The 16,481-nt window shown below is 69.4% G+C and carries 19 protein-coding genes and 1 pseudogene; 17 read left to right on the plus strand and 3 right to left on the minus strand.

What is annotated here, in order from left to right; genetic code table 11:
- Nucleotides 1-2: 2 nt before the first annotated feature.
- The 7 genes from AC27IY_RS42650 to AC27IY_RS42680 all read left to right on the plus strand — a co-directional run bounded on the left by AC27IY_RS42650 (nt 3) and on the right by AC27IY_RS42680 (nt 5,655).
- Complete coding sequence (locus AC27IY_RS42650) at nt 3-1,091, plus strand: S-(hydroxymethyl)mycothiol dehydrogenase (protein ID WP_344210348.1); 1,089 nt, start codon at nt 3-5, stop codon at nt 1,089-1,091.
- The gene (locus AC27IY_RS42655) at nt 1,088-1,708 is read left to right on the plus strand and encodes an MBL fold metallo-hydrolase (RefSeq protein ID WP_423443422.1); all 621 of its coding nucleotides are present in this window, start codon (nt 1,088-1,090) and stop codon (nt 1,706-1,708) included. The genes AC27IY_RS42650 and AC27IY_RS42655 overlap by 4 nt, the downstream gene beginning before the upstream one ends.
- Nucleotides 1,709-1,827: 119 nt before the next feature.
- Entirely contained in the window at nt 1,828-2,004 is a 177-nt protein-coding gene (locus AC27IY_RS42660) for a (2Fe-2S)-binding protein (RefSeq protein WP_344210344.1), read from the plus strand.
- A 22-nt stretch (nt 2,005-2,026) separates the two neighbouring features.
- On the plus strand, nt 2,027-2,518 hold the full coding sequence (bfr, locus tag AC27IY_RS42665) for a bacterioferritin (RefSeq protein WP_344210342.1): 492 nt from the start codon (nt 2,027-2,029) through the stop codon (nt 2,516-2,518).
- 75 nt (nt 2,519-2,593) lie between these two features.
- A complete protein-coding gene (locus AC27IY_RS42670; protein WP_487181508.1) occupies nt 2,594-3,583 on the plus strand; it encodes an NAD-dependent epimerase/dehydratase family protein in 990 nt (329 codons plus the stop codon).
- Between the two features lie 118 nt (nt 3,584-3,701).
- Nucleotides 3,702-4,370, plus strand: coding sequence for a response regulator transcription factor (locus AC27IY_RS42675; RefSeq protein WP_012888073.1), 669 nt, complete (start codon nt 3,702-3,704; stop codon nt 4,368-4,370).
- Between the two features lie 4 nt (nt 4,371-4,374).
- Complete coding sequence (locus AC27IY_RS42680) at nt 4,375-5,655, plus strand: ATP-binding protein (RefSeq protein ID WP_344210338.1); 1,281 nt, start codon at nt 4,375-4,377, stop codon at nt 5,653-5,655.
- Here AC27IY_RS42680 and AC27IY_RS42685 read toward each other — a convergent pair.
- Complete coding sequence (locus AC27IY_RS42685) at nt 5,639-6,121, minus strand: GtrA family protein (RefSeq protein WP_364450010.1); 483 nt, start codon at nt 6,119-6,121, stop codon at nt 5,639-5,641. The two genes, AC27IY_RS42680 and AC27IY_RS42685, sit on opposite strands and share 17 nt — an antisense overlap.
- 300 nt (nt 6,122-6,421) lie before the next feature.
- Between AC27IY_RS42685 and AC27IY_RS42690 the strand changes: the two genes are divergently transcribed.
- The 3 genes from AC27IY_RS42690 to AC27IY_RS42700 all read left to right on the plus strand — a co-directional run bounded on the left by AC27IY_RS42690 (nt 6,422) and on the right by AC27IY_RS42700 (nt 9,003).
- Nucleotides 6,422-7,570: a 5-(carboxyamino)imidazole ribonucleotide synthase gene (locus AC27IY_RS42690; protein ID WP_423443431.1), complete on the plus strand. Its 1,149-nt coding sequence runs from the start codon at nt 6,422-6,424 to the stop codon at nt 7,568-7,570.
- On the plus strand, nt 7,567-8,058 hold the full coding sequence (gene purE / locus AC27IY_RS42695) for a 5-(carboxyamino)imidazole ribonucleotide mutase (protein WP_487181509.1): 492 nt from the start codon (nt 7,567-7,569) through the stop codon (nt 8,056-8,058). The genes AC27IY_RS42690 and purE overlap by 4 nt, the downstream gene beginning before the upstream one ends.
- Nucleotides 8,059-8,124: 66 nt before the next feature.
- Nucleotides 8,125-9,003: a GNAT family N-acetyltransferase gene (locus tag AC27IY_RS42700; protein WP_423474139.1), complete on the plus strand. Its 879-nt coding sequence runs from the start codon at nt 8,125-8,127 to the stop codon at nt 9,001-9,003.
- Nucleotides 9,004-9,010: 7 nt separating this feature from the next.
- On the opposite strand, the gene AC27IY_RS42705 is transcribed toward AC27IY_RS42700, so the two are convergent.
- The gene (locus AC27IY_RS42705; protein ID WP_344210331.1) at nt 9,011-10,324 is read right to left on the minus strand and encodes a UDP-glucose dehydrogenase family protein; all 1,314 of its coding nucleotides are present in this window, start codon (nt 10,322-10,324) and stop codon (nt 9,011-9,013) included.
- Nucleotides 10,325-10,448: 124 nt separating this feature from the next.
- Here AC27IY_RS42705 and AC27IY_RS42710 point away from each other — a divergent pair, with 124 nt between their 5' ends.
- Entirely contained in the window at nt 10,449-11,612 is a 1,164-nt protein-coding gene (locus tag AC27IY_RS42710) for an acyl-CoA dehydrogenase family protein (protein WP_371250725.1), read from the plus strand.
- A gap of 588 nt (nt 11,613-12,200) precedes the next feature.
- On the opposite strand, the gene AC27IY_RS42715 is transcribed toward AC27IY_RS42710, so the two are convergent.
- Nucleotides 12,201-12,440 (minus strand): hypothetical protein, encoded by a 240-nt coding sequence (locus AC27IY_RS42715; protein ID WP_423443438.1) that lies wholly within the window; start codon nt 12,438-12,440, stop codon nt 12,201-12,203.
- Between the two features lie 101 nt (nt 12,441-12,541).
- Here AC27IY_RS42715 and AC27IY_RS42720 point away from each other — a divergent pair, with 101 nt between their 5' ends.
- The 6 genes and pseudogenes from AC27IY_RS42720 to AC27IY_RS42745 all read left to right on the plus strand — a co-directional run bounded on the left by AC27IY_RS42720 (nt 12,542) and on the right by AC27IY_RS42745 (nt 16,408).
- On the plus strand, nt 12,542-12,955 hold the full coding sequence (locus tag AC27IY_RS42720; protein WP_487181510.1) for a GntR family transcriptional regulator: 414 nt from the start codon (nt 12,542-12,544) through the stop codon (nt 12,953-12,955).
- 527 nt (nt 12,956-13,482) lie between these two features.
- A pseudogene (locus tag AC27IY_RS42725) lies at nt 13,483-13,702 on the plus strand (IS256 family transposase); the annotation flags it as partial.
- On the plus strand, nt 13,699-14,196 hold the full coding sequence (locus tag AC27IY_RS42730) for an HAD domain-containing protein (protein WP_487181511.1): 498 nt from the start codon (nt 13,699-13,701) through the stop codon (nt 14,194-14,196). The pseudogene AC27IY_RS42725 and the gene AC27IY_RS42730, both read left to right, overlap by 4 nt.
- Before the next feature lie 33 nt (nt 14,197-14,229).
- On the plus strand, nt 14,230-14,487 hold the full coding sequence (locus AC27IY_RS42735) for a hypothetical protein (protein WP_487181512.1): 258 nt from the start codon (nt 14,230-14,232) through the stop codon (nt 14,485-14,487).
- Nucleotides 14,488-14,948: 461 nt separating this feature from the next.
- Nucleotides 14,949-15,374: a hypothetical protein gene (locus AC27IY_RS42740; protein ID WP_449947930.1), complete on the plus strand. Its 426-nt coding sequence runs from the start codon at nt 14,949-14,951 to the stop codon at nt 15,372-15,374.
- On the plus strand, nt 15,371-16,408 hold the full coding sequence (locus tag AC27IY_RS42745) for a macro domain-containing protein (protein WP_487181513.1): 1,038 nt from the start codon (nt 15,371-15,373) through the stop codon (nt 16,406-16,408). Before AC27IY_RS42740 ends, AC27IY_RS42745 begins: the two co-directional genes overlap by 4 nt.
- Nucleotides 16,409-16,481: the final 73 nt, after the last annotated feature.

A 16,481-nucleotide genomic window follows, 5' to 3' on the forward strand; every position in this document is an offset into this window, starting at 1 on the left:
GCATGCCGTACGAAGTGCAGGGCGTCGTCGCCCGTGGTAAGGGCCAGGAAGTCTCACTCGAAACCGTCGTCGTCCCGGACCCGGGGCCGGGCGAGGCCGTCGTGAACGTACAGGCCTGCGGGGTCTGTCACACCGACCTGCACTACCGGGAGGGCGGGATCAGCGACGACTACCCGTTCCTGCTCGGTCATGAGGCGGCGGGCGTCGTGGAGGCGGTCGGCGACGGCGTGACCGAGGTCGCGCCGGGCGACTTCGTGATCCTCAACTGGCGGGCGGTGTGCGGCCAGTGCCGGGCCTGCCTGCGCGGCCGTCCCTGGTACTGCTTCAACACCCACAACGCCCGCCAGAAGATGACGCTGAAGGACGGCACCGAGCTGTCGCCGGCGCTCGGCATCGGCGCGTTCCTGGAGAAGACGCTGGTGGCCGCCGGCCAGTGCACGAAGGTCTCGGCCGACGCCCCGGCGCAGGTCGCGGGCCTGCTCGGGTGCGGCGTGATGGCCGGGATCGGCGCGGCGATCAACACCGGCGGCGTTACCCGCGGCGACAGCGTGGCGGTGATCGGCTGCGGCGGCGTCGGCGACGCGGCCGTGCTCGGCGCCTCGCTGGCCGGCGCGTCGAAGGTCATCGCGGTGGACGTGGACGAGCGCAAGCTGGAGTGGGCGCGCGGCTTCGGCGCCACCCACACGGTCAACTCGCGCGACAACGACCCGGTCGAGGCGATCCGCGAGCTGACCGGCGGGTTCGGCGCGGACGTCGTGATCGAGGCGGTCGGCCGGCCGGAGACCTACGAGCAGGCGTTCTACGCCCGCGACCTGGCGGGGACCGTGGTGCTGGTCGGCGTGCCGACCCCGGAGATGCGCATCGACCTGCCGCTGCTCGACGTGTTCGGCCGCGGCGGCGCGCTGAAGTCCTCCTGGTACGGCGACTGCCTGCCGAGCCGCGACTTCCCGATGCTCATCGACCTGTTCCTGCAGAACCGGCTGCCGCTGGACAAGTTCGTCACCGAGACCATCGCGCTCGACCAGGTCGAGGAGGCGTTCGCCAAGATGCACCGCGGCGACGTGCTGCGTTCGGTGGTGACGTTCCAGTGATCGACCGGATCATCACCTCGGGGACGTTCTCGCTGGACGGCGGCACCTGGGAGGTCGACAACAACGTCTGGCTGGTGGGCAACCACCGTGAGGTCGTCGTCATTGACGCCGCCCACGACGCCGAGGCGATCGCCGCGCGGGTCAACGGGCGCGAGGTCAAGGCGATCCTGTGCACCCACGCCCACAACGACCACATCAACGCCGCCCGCGAGCTGGCCGAGCGCACGGGTGCGCCGATCCGGCTGCACCCGGCCGACCAGGTGCTGTGGGAGCAGGAATACGGCGACAAGCTGGGCTACGAGCCGCTGGCCGACGGCGAGCGCGTCGAGGTGGGCGGCTGCGTGCTGGAGATCCTGCACACCCCGGGGCACGCGCCGGGCGCGGTGTGCTTCCACGGGCCCGAGCTGGGCGTGCTGTTCAGCGGGGACACCCTGTTCAAGGGCGGGCCGGGGGCGACCGGGCGGTCCTACTCGTCGTTCGAGACGATCATCGACTCGATCAGGAAGCGGCTGCTGACGCTGCCGCCGGAGACGGTCGTGCACACCGGTCACGGCGAGTCGACCTCGATCGGCGCCGAGGCTCCGCATCTGGAGGAGTGGATCGCGCGCGGTCACTGAAGATCACCAAGAGGTAGCTCACTGTGAGCCAGCTTACATAGGCAAGCCTAACCACAGTGGGCTACTCTTAGGTGTGCCTAACCTTAGGCGTCAGTCCCCGCTGAGAGGCCATCCCCGGAATGTATGCGTGTATTTGTCGTGCTGTGACGGAAAATGAGGTGCACGACTGCATCGCCGCTGGGGCGAAAAGTGCGAAAGAGATTCGCGACACCACTGGTGCGGGCGGGGACTGTGCCCGTTGTGTGCGGAAGATCTGTGCGATCCTGAAGCGGTCTGAAGAGTTGACGACCGCATAGCCGGACAGCAGGGGGCCCCGTCATGCAGGGCGACAAACAGATCATCGAGTTGCTCAACGAGCAGCTGACCGCCGAGCTCACCGCCATCAACCAGTACTTCCTGCACTCCAAGATGCAGGAGAACTGGGGCTACACGAAGCTGGCCGAGCACACCCGCGACGAGTCCTTCGAGGAGATGCGGCACGCGGAGCGGCTCACCGACCGCATCCTCTTCCTCGAAGGGCTGCCCAACTACCAGCGGCTCGGCACCCTGCACATCGGGCAGACCGTCGAGGAGCAGCTCCACGCCGATCTTGAGGTCGAGCTGGCGGTCGTCCAGCGCCTGCGCCCGGCGATCGCGCTCATGCGCGAGAAGGGCGACATCACCTCGGCCAACATCTTCGAGGACATCCTCCGCGACGAGGAGGAGCACATCGACTACCTGGAGACCGAGCTCGGCCTGATCAACACCCTCGGCATCCAGCTCTACCTGGCCCGTTACGCCAAGACCGAGCACAAGGACAAGGACTACTGACCCGCTGAGTGGTTTGTCCGAACCTGTGCGAAGTGGCCCGCTTCTGGGGACCGTTTCGTTCCTAGGGTGGTCGGCATGACGAGCAAGAACGTTTCCGGTCTGCGGATCTTCCTGGCCGGCGGCGCGGGGGTGCTTGGCCGGCGCGTCATCCCGCTGCTGGTCGCGGCGGGACACACCGTGGTCGCCACCACCCGGCACGCGGCGCGTACGGGCCCGCTGCGCGACCTCGGCGCCACGCCCGCGCTGGTGGACGTCCTCGACGCCGCCGCCCTGACCGAGGCGGTCCGCGAGTCGGGGGCGGACGTGGTCATGCACCAGCTCACCGACCTGGCCGGGGGAGACCTGGCCGCCAACGCCGCGCTGCGCCGCGACGGCACCCGCAACCTGGTCGACGCCGCTCGCGCCGCCGGGGTGCGCCGGATCGTGGCGCAGAGCATCTGCTGGACGTACGTGCCGGGCGCGGGCCCCGCCCGCGAGGGCGAGCCCCTGGACCTCGGCGCGCCCGAGCCGCGCCGCAGCACCGTCGCGGGCGTGGCGGCCCTGGAGTCGGCCGTGGCCGAGCTCCCCGAGTGGGTGGTGCTGCGCTACGGCCTGCTGTACGGGCCGGGCACCTGGTTCGAGCCGCGCGGCCTGCGCGCGGCCGAGGCGCGGGAAGGAAGGCTGGTGGCGGGCGCCGACGTGACGAGCTTCGTGCACGTGGACGACGCCGCGGCCGCCGCCGTGGCGGCCCTGGACTGGCCGGCGGGCCACGTCAACGTCTGCGACGACGAGCCGGCCGCCGGGCTCGACTGGGCGCCCGCGTTCTGCCGCGCGGTCGGCGCGCCCGCGCCGCCGGTGTCCGGCGGGCCGGCGAACCCGGCCGCGCGCGGCGCGGACAACCGGCACGCGCGGCGGGACCTCGGCTGGACGCCCGCGTACCCGTCGTGGCGGGAGGGTTTCCCCGCTCTCGCCAGCGATCGCGATATTCCGGACACCGGCTATTTCGGGACAATCTCGAACGGCAGGGTTGAGCATTATCGCGGTGGGCATGATGAGTCGATCCCCGTGCGCGGGAAAGCGCGGTAATTTAATCACGACCAACCGTATTTTAGTCGTGTTTGCCCAGGTCAATGGATAGGTCAACGACGAGTCAAACCGCGCGCTGTAGCCGGGAAACGATCGCTTAAGGTCCTACGATCGCTTTATGACCTGCGTACTTCTCGCCGAGGATGACACCTCGATCTCCGAGCCGCTCGCGCGCGCCCTGCGCCGCGAGGGCTATCAGGTCGAGGTGAGCCCCGACGGCCCGCAAGCCCTGGAGCGGGCCCTGTCGGGCGGCATCGATCTCATAGTTCTGGACCTCGGGCTGCCGGAGATGGACGGCCTGGAGGTGGCCCGCCGCATCCGCGCCGAGGGCCACGGGACCCCGGTCCTGATCCTCACGGCGCGCGTCGACGAGGTGGACACCGTCGTCGGGCTCGACGCCGGGGCCGACGACTACGTGACCAAGCCGTTCAGGCTGGCCGAGCTGCTGGCCCGGGTGCGTGCCCTGCTGCGGCGCGGCACCTCCGAGACCCCGGTCGTGCAGGGGGTGCGCATCGACGCCGACTCCCGCCGCGCCTGGATGGGCGACAAGGAGCTGCACCTCACGACCAAGGAGTTCGACCTGCTGCGGGTGCTCGTCCGCGACGCGGGCAAGGTGGTCACCCGCGAGCAGATCATGCGCGAGGTGTGGGACACCAACTGGTGGGGCTCCACCAAGACGCTCGACATGCACATCTCCTGGCTACGGCGCAAGCTCGGCGACGACGCCGCCAAACCGCGCTACATCACGACCGTCCGGGGAGTCGGCTTCCGGTTCGAACGCGAGTAGGCGGATGCGCCGTCGACTGCTCACCTCCACCCTGGTCGTCGCGGTCATCGCGGTCCTGTTGCTGGGGGTCCCCCTGGGCGTCGTGGTGAGCCGCCTGATCGTCGACGAGGCGGCTCAGGAGCTCGGGGCGGAGGCCAAACGTCTCGTGGGGGAGGTCGAGTACGCCCGCGTCCAGGAGACGCCGCTCGATCCTCAGCAACTGGAGCAGAAATACCCGGGCAGATACATCCAGATCTGGGAACGCGGAACCCCCCTCCGGGTGACCGTCGTCGGCACCGCACCGGCGTCCGGTCACCTCATGACGGAGGACGCCCAGACCAACACCGGCGTCTACGTACGCATCAGCCGCGACCGCGACCAGGTCGAGCGCGACGTACGGGCCCGTCTGCTGCTCATCGTCGCCCTGGCCGTGGCCGCCCTGGCGGTGGCCGTGAGCCTGGCCGTCGTGCAGTCCCGCCGGCTGACGCTGCCCCTGCGGGACCTCGCGAAGATCGCCGAGCGGCTGGGGTCGGGCGACGCGCGGCCGAGCAAGCACCGCTACGGCATACCCGAGCTCGACCGCGTGGCCCAGGTGCTCGACCGCAGCGCGGCCCGCATCTCCGACCTGCTGACGCGGGAGCGCGAGTTCGCCACCGACGCCTCACACCAGCTCCGCACGCCGCTCACCGGCCTCACCATGCGGCTGGAGGAGATCGTGGCCTCGGCCGGCGAGCCGGAGGTCGTCCGCGAGGAGGGTGAGGCGGCGATCGTCCAGGCCGAGCGGCTGACCGCGGTCATCGACGAGCTGCTGGCCGCGGCGCGCCGGCAGCGGCACGCCCAGGCCGAGCCGGTGTGCATCGACGAGGTGCTGATCCAGCAGGTGAGGGAGTGGGAGCCGGTGTTCAAGGACGCCCACCGCGAGCTGCGGCTGGAGGGCGCGCGCGGGCTGAAGGCGCTCGCCACCACCGGCGGGTTCGGCCAGGTGGTGGCCTCGCTGCTGGAGAACTCGCTGCGGCACGGGGGCGGCAGGGTCACCGTCACCAGCACCAGCGGCGACAACTACGTGGTGGTCGAGGTGGCGGACGAGGGCCCCGGCATCGCCGACGAGATCGCTCCCAAGATCTTCGAGCGGAACGTCAGCGGCGGCGGGGGCACCGGTCTCGGCCTCACGCTGGCGCGGGCGCTGGCCGCCGCGGACGGCGGGCGGCTGGAGCTGGTGCGGCGGCGGCCGGCGACGTTCGCCGTCTTCCTGCGGCCGGCCGAGGACGACGGCCGGGGCAACCGGGTGGTCAGCGGTCCTGCCTGACGCCCTGGCCGGGCAGCTCGACCGGAATGGGCTCGGTGGCCTCCAGGAACACCCACTTCTTGTACGACCAGTAGCGGAAGAGGGTGCCGAGCCCCACGCCGACGATGTTGGCGATGTTGACCGACAGCGTGTCGTTGAGGCCGAGCGTGTAGGTGGTGAAGCCGATGGCGAGGATGCCGAAGAGCAGCGCGATGCCGTTGAGCAGGAAGAACAGGAAGTATTCGCGCCCGAGCCCGGTCTGTTCGCGGTGGCGGAAGGTCCAGTAGCGGTTGCCGAGGTAGGCGAACGTGGTGGACACGACCGTCGCCGCGAGCTTAGAGGTCAGCGGGCCGAGGCCGATCACGACGTGGCAGAAGTTGAGCAGGCCGGTGTCGATCACGAAGGCGACCGCGCCGATGCTGCCGAACTTGGCCAGCTCGTGAACCAGGGACGAGAACCGCTCGTAGAGGCGCTTGACGACTTCCACGGGTCTGCTTCGGTCCCTTCTTCGCTGCCCGGCGCTGTCGCGGCTCGTCAGCCGGGCTCGATCTGTCCAGCGTACCGGCCGGGTCGTAGGGCCGGTGTCAGACGGATGAACTTACCCCGTCACCGCGTACTCATGAAATATCCAGCAATGTCGGGCGTATTCCTGGGCCGAGGACTACCCTGCGAGGCGGGCCGCTGGGCGGCCGCGCCCGCGAGGGCACCCGGAACGGCCGCCCAGCGCCCCCTCGGGCGCGCGGGCCCGCAGTCGGGTGGTCCGTACGCCCCGGTAAGCTCACCTGGCGTGAGTGCTTACCGCCCCATCGGTCCGGTCGTCGGCATCGTCGGCGCAGGTCAGCTGGCCAGAATGTCCCAGCCGCCCGCCATCGCGCTCGGCTTCGAGCTGCGGGTGCTGGCCAACGCCCCCGACGAGAGCGCCGCCCGCGTCATCGTCGACACGCGCATCGGCGACTACCGCGACCTCGACGTGCTGCGTGAGTTCGCCCAGGGCTGCGACGTCATCACGTTCGACCACGAGCACGTGCCCACCGAGCACATCGAGGCGCTCATCGCCGAGGGCCACGCCGTGCACCCCGGGGCGGCGGCGCTCGTCCACGCGCAGGACAAGGCGGTCATGCGCGAGCGGCTCAGCGCCATCGGCGTGCCCTGCCCGGCCTGGGCGCGGGTGTCGTCCGCGGCCGACGTGGCGGCGTTCGCCGAGCAGCACGGCTGGCCGGTCGTGCTCAAGGCGGTGCGCGGCGGCTACGACGGCCGCGGCGTGTGGGTGTGCCGCGACGCGGCCGAGGTCGAGGAGGCCATGGCGGCGGGCGTGCCGCTCATGGCCGAGGCGTTCGTGCCGTTCGAGCGGGAGCTGTCCGTCGTGGTGGCCCGCTCGCCGCACGGCCAGGGCGTCAGCTACCCCGTCGTCGAGACCGTCCAGCAGGACGGCATCTGCGTCGAGGTGCTCGCCCCCGCGCCCGGCCTCGACCCCGAGCAGGCCGCGCAGGCCCAGCGCATCGGGCTCACCATCGCCCACGAGCTGGGCGTCACCGGGCTGCTGGCGGTCGAGCTGTTCCAGACCTCCACGGGGCTCGTGGTCAACGAGCTGGCCATGCGCCCGCACAACAGCGGCCACTGGACGATCGAGGGCGCCCGTACGTCGCAGTTCGAGCAGCACCTGCGGGCCGTGCTCGACCTGCCGCTCGGCTCGCCCACGATGACCTCGCAGGTCGTCGTCATGGCCAACCTGCTCGGCGGCGACGACCCCGACCTGTTCAAGCGGTACGAGCACGTGCTCGCCCACGACCCCGGCATCAAGCTGCACTTCTACGGCAAGCAGGTGCGGCCCGGCCGCAAGATCGGCCACGTCACGGCGGTCGGCTCCAACCTCGACGAGGTCCGCGCCCGCGCCCGCCACGCCGCCGTCCACCTCATGACAGGGGAGTATGCATGATCGGCATTGTGATGGGGTCGGATTCGGACTGGCCGGTGATGAAGGCGGCGGCCGAGGCGGTCGCCGAGTTCGGGGTGCCGTTCGAGGCCGACGTCGTCTCCGCCCACCGCATGCCCACCGAGATGATCGACTACGGCCGGCAGGCCGCCTCCCGCGGCCTCCAGGTGATCATCGCCGGCGCCGGCGGGGCCGCGCACCTGCCCGGCATGCTGGCCTCCGTCACGCCGCTGCCGGTCATCGGGGTGCCGGTGCCGCTGAAGCACCTCGACGGCATGGACTCCCTGCTGTCCATCGTGCAGATGCCGGCCGGGGTGCCGGTGGCGACGGTCGCGGTGGGCGGCGCCCGCAACGCCGGGCTGCTCGCCATCCGCATCCTCGCCGCCGCCGACCCCGCCCTGCGGGCCCGGATGGAGGAGTTCCAGGAGCGGTTGAAGGAGCAGGCGTACGCGAAGGGCGAGCGCCTGCGCGCCGAGGCCAAGGAGCTGTAGCCGAGCTTTGGTCGGGACGGCCGCCGAGCTGTAGCCGGGGCGGCCGTCAGCGGTTATCGTGCCGGGATGGACGCCGTGATCCGGGCGCACGCCGCCCGCGTCCGGGCCGCGGACCCGCTGGTCGCGGGCCAGGACGAGTTACGGGGCAAAGGGCACATCGAGGCACGCGGCGCGGTCGGGCGGGCCACCGTCGAACGCGTCGATCCCGGCAGCATGCGCGCCTCCTGGTCCCCGCTGGTGGTGCACCGCCTCCAGGCGCGCGTCGCGGGCCCGTCCCCGGAGGCGGCGCTCGGCGCGCTGCTCGACACCTGGCTGGCCGGGATCCCGCTCGACGAGCCGGGGCAGGCGCTCACCGTGACCTGGCCGAGCAGGGACGTCGCACCCGTACGCGCGCTGGCCGCCCGCAACTTCGCCCCCGTCGTGGCGCAGGCGGTGCGCGCCGGCATCGCGGGAACGGCGCAGGGCGCGGGCGTCCGCCGGGCCACGCCCGACGACCTGGAGACGCTGGCCCGCCTGTACGAGCGGCTGGTGGCCTACGACGCCCACTTCGGCTGGGTGGCGGTGCGCGCCTCGACCGCCTCGCGGATCAGGGCGTTCCTGGCCTCGGAGGTCATGCCGACGGAGTGGTGCTGGCTGGCCGAGGGGGCCGACGGCACGCCGCTCGGCTGCGTCATCGTCCAGCCGCCCGCGCACTGCGGCTGGATCGCGGGCAGCGTGGACGCCTCGCCGGTGGCGTACCTGAGCGTTCTGTACGTCGATCCTGACGCCCGGGGACACGGCGTCGGGGCGCTGCTCACGGACGTGGCCCACGGGTACGCGGCGGCGCAGGGCGTACGGACCATGCTGCTCCACCACGCCCTGCCGAACCCGCTCTCGACCCCGTTCTGGGCGCGTCGCGGCTATCGCCCGCTCTACACCCAGTGGGTACGCCACCTGGGGGTGTGACCCGTTTTCAGGGGCGGCCCAGCGCCCGGTAGTGCCAGCCCGCCGACCGCCACGTCTCGGCGTCCAGCGCGTTGCGCCCGTCCACGATGCGGCGCGCCGCCACGACTCCGCCGAGCTGCTCGGGATCGAGCGCCACGAACTCCTGCCACTCGGTGAGCAGCAGCACCACGTGCGCGCCGCGCACCGCCTCGACGACCGACTCGCCGTACTTGAGCTCGGGATGCGCCTTGCGGGCGTTGTCGAGCGCGATCGGGTCGTACACGGTGACCCGGCCGCCCTGGCGCCCGATCGTCACGGCCACGTCCAGCGCCGGCGAGTCCCGGATGTCGTCGGAGTCCGGTTTGAACGCCGCCCCCAGCACGCCCACCACGCACCCGTGGAAGGAGCCGCCCGCCAGCTCCCTGGCCAGGTCGACCATCCGGGCCCGGCGCCGCATGTTGATGGCGTCCACTTCACGCAGGAACGTGAGCGCCTGGTCGGCCCCCAGCTCCCCGGCGCGGGCCATGAACGCCCGGATGTCCTTGGGCAGGCAGCCGCCGCCGAAGCCGAGCCCGGCGTTGAGGTAGCGCCCGCCGATGCGGTCGTCGTACGACAGCGCCTCCGACAGCTTCTGCACGTCGGCGTGGGCCGCCTCGCAGACCTCGGCCATGGCGTTGATGAAGGAGATCTTCGTGGCCAGGAACGCGTTCGCGGCGGTCTTGACCAGCTCGGCCGTGGCGAAGTCGGACACCACGATCGGAACGTCGCCGAGCGGCTCGTACACCTCGCGCAGCACCTTCTCGGCCCGCTCGCTGCGCACGCCGAACACGAGCCGGTCGGGGTGCATCGTGTCCTGGACGGCGTGGCCCTCGCGCAGGAACTCGGGGTTCCACGCCAGCTCGGTCAGGACCCCGGCAGGGGCGAGCCGGGCGAGCTTGTCGGCCAGGCGCTCGGCGGTGCCGACGGGGACGGTGGACTTGCCGACGACCAGGCACTCGCGATCGAGGAGCGGGGCGAGGGACTCGACGGCGGCGTCCATGTAGGACACGTCGGCGGCGTACTCGCCGCGCTTCTGCGGGGTGCCGACGCAGATGAAGTGCACGTCGCCGAAGGCGGCGATGTCCTCGTAGGAGGTGGTGAAGCGGAGGCGCCCGGATTCGAGGCCGCGGCGGAGCACGGGTTCGAGTCCCGGCTCGTGGATGGGGAGCTCGCCGCTGTTGAGCCGCTGGACCTTGTCGGCGTCGATGTCGAGGCCGAGGACCTCGAAACCGAGGTCCGCCATGCAGGCCGCATGCGTGATCCCCAGGTATCCGGTCCCGATCACCGTGAGGCGATATGGCACGAGGGTGCTCCTTTCGATCGCGCACGCATGCTATCGGCCCCCGCTGCTCCGTACGTGCCACCTGCTTCTCGGCGCAAACCGTACCGGCTGGTAACAAGAAGCTCGGACGTCCTAGTATCTGAGCATGAGCTTTCCTCTGTACGCGCCTGCCGAAGAGCACGACATGCTCCGCGAGACGGTCCGCGCCCTGGCCGACGAGAAGATCGCCCCGTACGCCGCGGCGGCCGACGAGAACGAGGAGTTCTCCTGGGACGTCTACAAGGCACTGGTCGCGGCGGACCTGCACGCCGTGCACGTGCCCGAACAGTACGGGGGCGCCGGGGCCGACGCCCTGGCCACGGTGATCGTCATCGAGGAGGTGGCGCGGGCCTGCGCGTCGACCTCGCTGATCCCCGCCGTCAACAAGCTCGGCACCGTACCGCTGCTGCTGTCGGCGTCGGAGGAGCTCAAGGCCCGCTACCTGAAGCCGGTGGCGCGGGGGGAGGGGATGTTCTCGTACGCGCTGTCGGAGCCGGAGGCCGGCTCGGACGCGGCGGCCATGAAGACGCGGGCGGTCGCGGACGGCGACTCGTACGTGCTCAACGGCACCAAGATGTGGATCACCAACGCGGGCGTCTCCGAGTACTACACGGTCATGGCCGTGACCGACCCCTCCGCCGGCGCGCGCGGCATCTCCGCCTTCGTGGTGGAGAAGTCCGACGAAGGCGTCTCCTTCGGCCCGAAGGAACGCAAGCTCGGCATCAAGGGCTCGCCCACCCGCCAGGTGATCATGGACAACGTCCGCATCCCGGCCGACCGCATGATCGGCGCCCCCGGCACCGGCTTCAAGACCGCCCTCGCCACCCTGGACCACACCCGCATCACCATCGCCGCCCAGGCCCTCGGCATCGCCCAGGGGGCCCTCGACTACGCGGTGGGGTACGTCAAGGAGCGCAAGCAGTTCGGCCGGCCGGTGGCCGACTTCCAGGGCGTGCAGTTCATGCTCGCCGACATGGCGATGAAGCTGGAGGCGGCGCGGCAGCTCACGTACCACGCGGCGGCGAAGTCGGAGCGCGCCATGAACGGCGAACCCCAGAAGGACCTCACGTTCCTGTCGAGCGCGGCCAAGTGCGCGGCCTCGGACGCGGCGATGGAGATCACGACGGATGCGGTGCAGCTGCTGGGCGGGTACGGGTACACGAAGGACTTCCCGGTGGAGCGCATGATGCGCGACGCCAAGATCACCCAGATCTACGAGGGCACCAACCAGATCCAGCGCATGGTCATGGCCCGCCAGCTCCTCAAGTAGGCGTTGACGAAAGGCAAGGTCTTCGCAGGGGGCGCTTCGCGCGAAAAGCTCAGGCAGTTCTCATCGGGGGGCACAGCCCCCCGAACCCCCAGCCCAAAGGCGCGGTCCTCGCGGGGGGGCGCTTCGCGCCTGGGGCTCGGGCAGCTTCATTGGGGGGCACAGCCCCCCAAACCCCCAGCTAAACCCTGCTGCAGGCTGGCCGGCCGTCGGGCCATCGACGTGTCCATAACGAGCCTGGGAGCGGCCGGCTTACTCAATGAGTAGGCTCCTCGCGCCAGGTACGACCTGTTGTTCCTTCATCGCGCCTGCCCGAGCAGGATACGCAGCCAGAGCCGTGCGGCCTGGGGGCACGCATCCGATCGGATTCGTGCTCGGTCACGCCGTCAGAACGGTAGAGCCGCCGTATGAAGTGCAGGCCGCCTGCCTGGCACAGTTCGTACACAATGCGCTGGCACTCGCAGGTGTGATCGCGCACCCGGAACCGATCATTACGAGGATCGGGCTCCTGCCAGGTGAGCCGTTCGTAGCCGGCTTGGGGCGCGGCCGGATGAATCCCGTGGTACGGCTTCCCGAAATCACCCAGGTCCGTCACGGGCTCATCCTCGCGTTGCGCGAAAGGGTAAAGGCGAGTTCGTGTTGCCATTCCAGCTCTCGGACGAGCGCGGCGGGGTCGTCACCGCTCACTGTCTGGGCCATCCCGGCATCGATCTGTTCATTGCTCAGGGGCATCGCTCGCCGTGTGGCGTACCAGCTTCCGGGGCCGGTGTCGGTCGCGCCGCGCCAGATCACCCAGTTCGGGTACCGGGCTGCCAGTTCCTGAAGTGTCATTGGGCCAGCCGATCAAGTGCGGTCAACGTTCCTCCCAATGTAGCTACATACGTACGTAGGCGCAATCGGAGATGCGTACAGTACTACGTAGCTTCGATGCCATGGCCATTGACCCCAGCGCCGACCGCCCGGTCTACAAGCAGCTCGCCGACCTGATCCGGGCACGCATCGAAGGGGGAGACCTGCGCCCCGGCCAGAGACTCCCCGCTGAAAGCGACTACGTGGCCGAGTTCGGCATCTCCCGAGACTCGGTCCGTCGGGCCATGGCCGTACTCAGGGGAGAGGGGCTCATCATCACCGAGCTGCGCGGCTCACGCGTCCGAGATGCAGGCGAAGCCGTCACCGTCCAGATATCCCCCGGAACCCAGGTCGCAGCCCGTATGCCTACCGAGCCCGAACGCAAGCAACTCGGCGTAGCCGAAGGCGTGCCCATCCTGGTCATCACTGACCCAGACGGAGGAACCCGCCTACTCCCCGCAGACCGCACCATCGCCAGGGCCGGTGACGAAGCGTAACCCTTGAGTCGCCCCCCACCAGACTTCATCCGAAACTCAAAACGACGTTCAATCACGCTCCGAGCCCCACCGTCCGCGTGCACAGGCATCCTGAAGCGACGGTCGTACTGATCACATAGCAGGGGCTATCGCCGCATGAAAGGGACGCTATAGGCAGGAGGCTGGCCGTTCATCAGCTCGGTCAGATCCTCATCAGTCAGGGCAAGCTCGAAGGCGTTGCCTGGTTGCCGTGGTGTCCAGCCGTGCCTGAGCGCCGTCCGTATGATCGCCGCAACAAGCACCGGCCGTAGGGCCATCGTCCGTTCTCCCCACCATGCGTCTGGCCGTGAGCAGGGGAGCGACACCAGAAGGACGCGACCCGACGCGTCGGCCAGTTCCACCGCGAACGTCATAGGACCCCAGCTGTTGCCCTGGCAATACGTGGGCTTACGACGGACGCGCCAGCGGTATACGGTGCCATCCACAGTGATGAGCCGCGAACCCTTCTTCGGGATCGCCATGAGTAACCACCTGCCCTGTTCCGTGCGGATGTGCTGCGGGTGTTCTCCAATCAATCGGCCGAACGCTGGACCGACCTTGCGCACCACGAACCCGATTGAGTCGACCTTCTCCACTGTCCGGCTGCGGACCAAGGTCACCCGCGGCGCCGGTTACCGCGCGGCGCTCCTGGCGATGACGTTCAAGCTCATCGAGTCCCGCTTCGAACGAGGCGTACTCGTCAAGTGTGACGAGTACGCCGCAGCATGACCAGCCATGCGGAACGCCCGCTGCTCTTCCTCGATGTCGACGGGCCGCTGCTCCCGTTCGGTGAGGACCCGCATCGTGAGCCGTTCGCCACCACGCCCCGATCGCACGTGGCGCGGCTCACCATCGAGGTGGGGCGTCGACTGGCGGCGCTGCCCTGCGAACTCGTCTGGGCCACCACCTGGGAAGACGAGGCGAACGTCGAGATAGCACCCCGAATCGGGCTGCCACGTCTGCCAGTCGTGACCTGGCCGGAGTCATCCGACGAGCATGAACGCGAGGACCAGTGGTTCAGGCTCTGCTGGAAGACCCGGACCCTGGTGAGCTGGGCGGCCGGACGCCCGTTCGCCTGGGTGGACGACGAGATCACCGACGCCGATCGCGACTGGGTCTCCACGCACCACGGCGGCCGTGCACTCCTTCACCACGTGGAGTCGTTCCGGGGACTCGCCGACGAAGACTTCGCGGTCCTCGATCAATGGCTTCGAGCTCTGTGATTCCTCTGACGGACAGAAATGGGGCTGGGGTCAGTGGATGACAACCTCGCCAAGGCACTGATGTGGGACGGCGTGCGCTGCGTGATCAGCATCTTCGTGGTCCACGCTTGGGAGTTGGCGCCTGCACTGGATCTCCGTACAGACCAGGTGGTGCCTCGACAGGTGAAGGTCTACGAACTTGAGGACGAGGATGGCCTTCTGCCGGGGCGGCGCGTTCCCGAGCAGTTGCCCGGCTACTTGGAGGATTGCCTGGACGGGTTGGAGGCGGAGGAACGGGCCGGCGAACGATGACGGGAGGTGCTCCAGCGCCACGCGGACGTGCTCGCCCCCTGACTCCTCACCAGGTGGCGCTGGCGTCGCCCGGCCGTCCCCGATCGTCCTCAGGCAAGCTGGGCGAGGCGAAAGCCCATGCGGGACGCCACGCCCAACGGCGGTCCTCGCAGAGGGCGCTTCGCGCCTCCTCGACCTCGCCGCCGTCGCCGCCACGCCGGACAACCAGGAAGTCGACTTCGTACGGACCTCCCTGGCGAGCATGCGCCCAAGCTGGATCGGACACGATCATTGTCTTCAGCCAGGCCGAGTTGCCGTGTTGGCAGATTGTCGGATTCGCGAATGGGCAACCTTTGATGTAGCCGGACAGAGCACGCTCGGCATCCAACCTGGCGCGGAAGGTTCAACGTTCTCGCCCGAATGGCAGGACGACGCCTTTACACTTTTCCAATGAGAAACCTCGGCGCCGGTTTTTGGTTCTCATGAAACAGGGCAAAAAGGGTGTGCGAAAGCCGGTCCAGCTCATTGCCGCCGGCAGCGCTGTGGCCACTGTGGCCGGTGGGGTGGCGACCAACCGGGTGGAGGGCCCCTGGTGGGTCCAAACGCTGTGGTTCGCCGGCGCGGTGGCGGCGTTGGGGCTGGCGGTATGGCTCGCCCGGCTGGCGGATAAGCCGGGCATGGAGGAAAGTCGACAGGAGTCAGGCATGCACGAAACTCCCGGCACGCCGGATTCTGACATCGAAGGCCTGGGGAATCTCCTGCGTATTCACGAACGGAACGTGCGCATTCTCGAAGAGCAGGTCGCCAAGTACGCTGGAAGCGCTCCCGTCCACCTGCAGACCCAGCTCGAGGACGAGCGCGACCGCCTGGAGGCGGTGCGCGAGCGCCTGCGTAGCCAGCCGCGATGACGGCGGTCTACCGGATCGGCGCGTCCCTGTTTCGCGTCGGCTACGGCGACCTCACCGAGTCGACGGCTGAGGTACTGGTGAGTTCCGACGACAACTATCTGACGATGGGCGGCGGTGTATCCAGGGCCCTGTCCCTCAAGGCAGGTAAGGAACTCGGTCTACATGCCAGGAAGCTGCTGCCACTCTCGCTGGGCGACGTCGGAGTGACAACAGCGGGGCAGCTGCCCGCCAAGTACATCTTCCACGCGGTCACCATCGACTTGGATCGCAATCTCATGCCCGACCCGGCGTGCATCAAGCAACTCGTGACCCGCTCGCTGGACTTGGCGGAGAACCTTCGAGTACGAAGTATCGCCCTCCCTGCACTCGGCACTGGCACCGGGCGGTTTCCGCTGTACGAAGGGGCTCAGATCCTCGTTCAGACGATCTGCGACCGGCTGGCGCGTGGGTCGTCACTGGAGGAGGTGAGCCTGGTTCTTCTGCCAGGGCGCGGGCTGCAGGAGACCGATCTAGCCGTCTTCTACCAGCGGGCGGCGTCGCTCGCGGCGGTGGGCGGGCAGACCCGCAGACTCGCAGGAGCCGTACGGACGCTGGAGCGGTCGTCACAGGATGAAGCGCTGGAGCGGCTGCGGCCCGAGATTCGGGACTTGCTTCAGGAGATCAGGGACGTCGCCGATGTACTGCGACAGCGGCCTCGGACCCTGGAGGACGTCGACCGGTTGCAGAAGGGCAGCTCGGCAGCGGAGGCAGGCTGGCGCGCCGTCGAACTGGCGGACGACGTGCTGGTGGAGCCTCGCTGGCGTGACAGCCAGGTGGAGCGCAAGGCGCTGCAGACTCGGCTGGAGGGGCTCAGCACGTTGCTGAACGTTCATTACGGCTCGCTCAACAAACTTGAGATCGAGAAGGCGCGCTACGGGGGCGCAGGGGTGCCGATCATCCTGGAGAACCAGATCACGGACGTGACGGCAGAGATTGCACGGGTCGAGGATCTCATGCGGGTGACACGTCAGAAGATGAACCAGCTCGGCTCCTGACGATCTGGAGAACCGCGCCCACCATTCGCGCGTAGCCCGAGCCGACATCCATGCACTGTCCAGGGCGCTCAGG

Source organism: Nonomuraea sp. B208 (assembly GCF_057536035.1).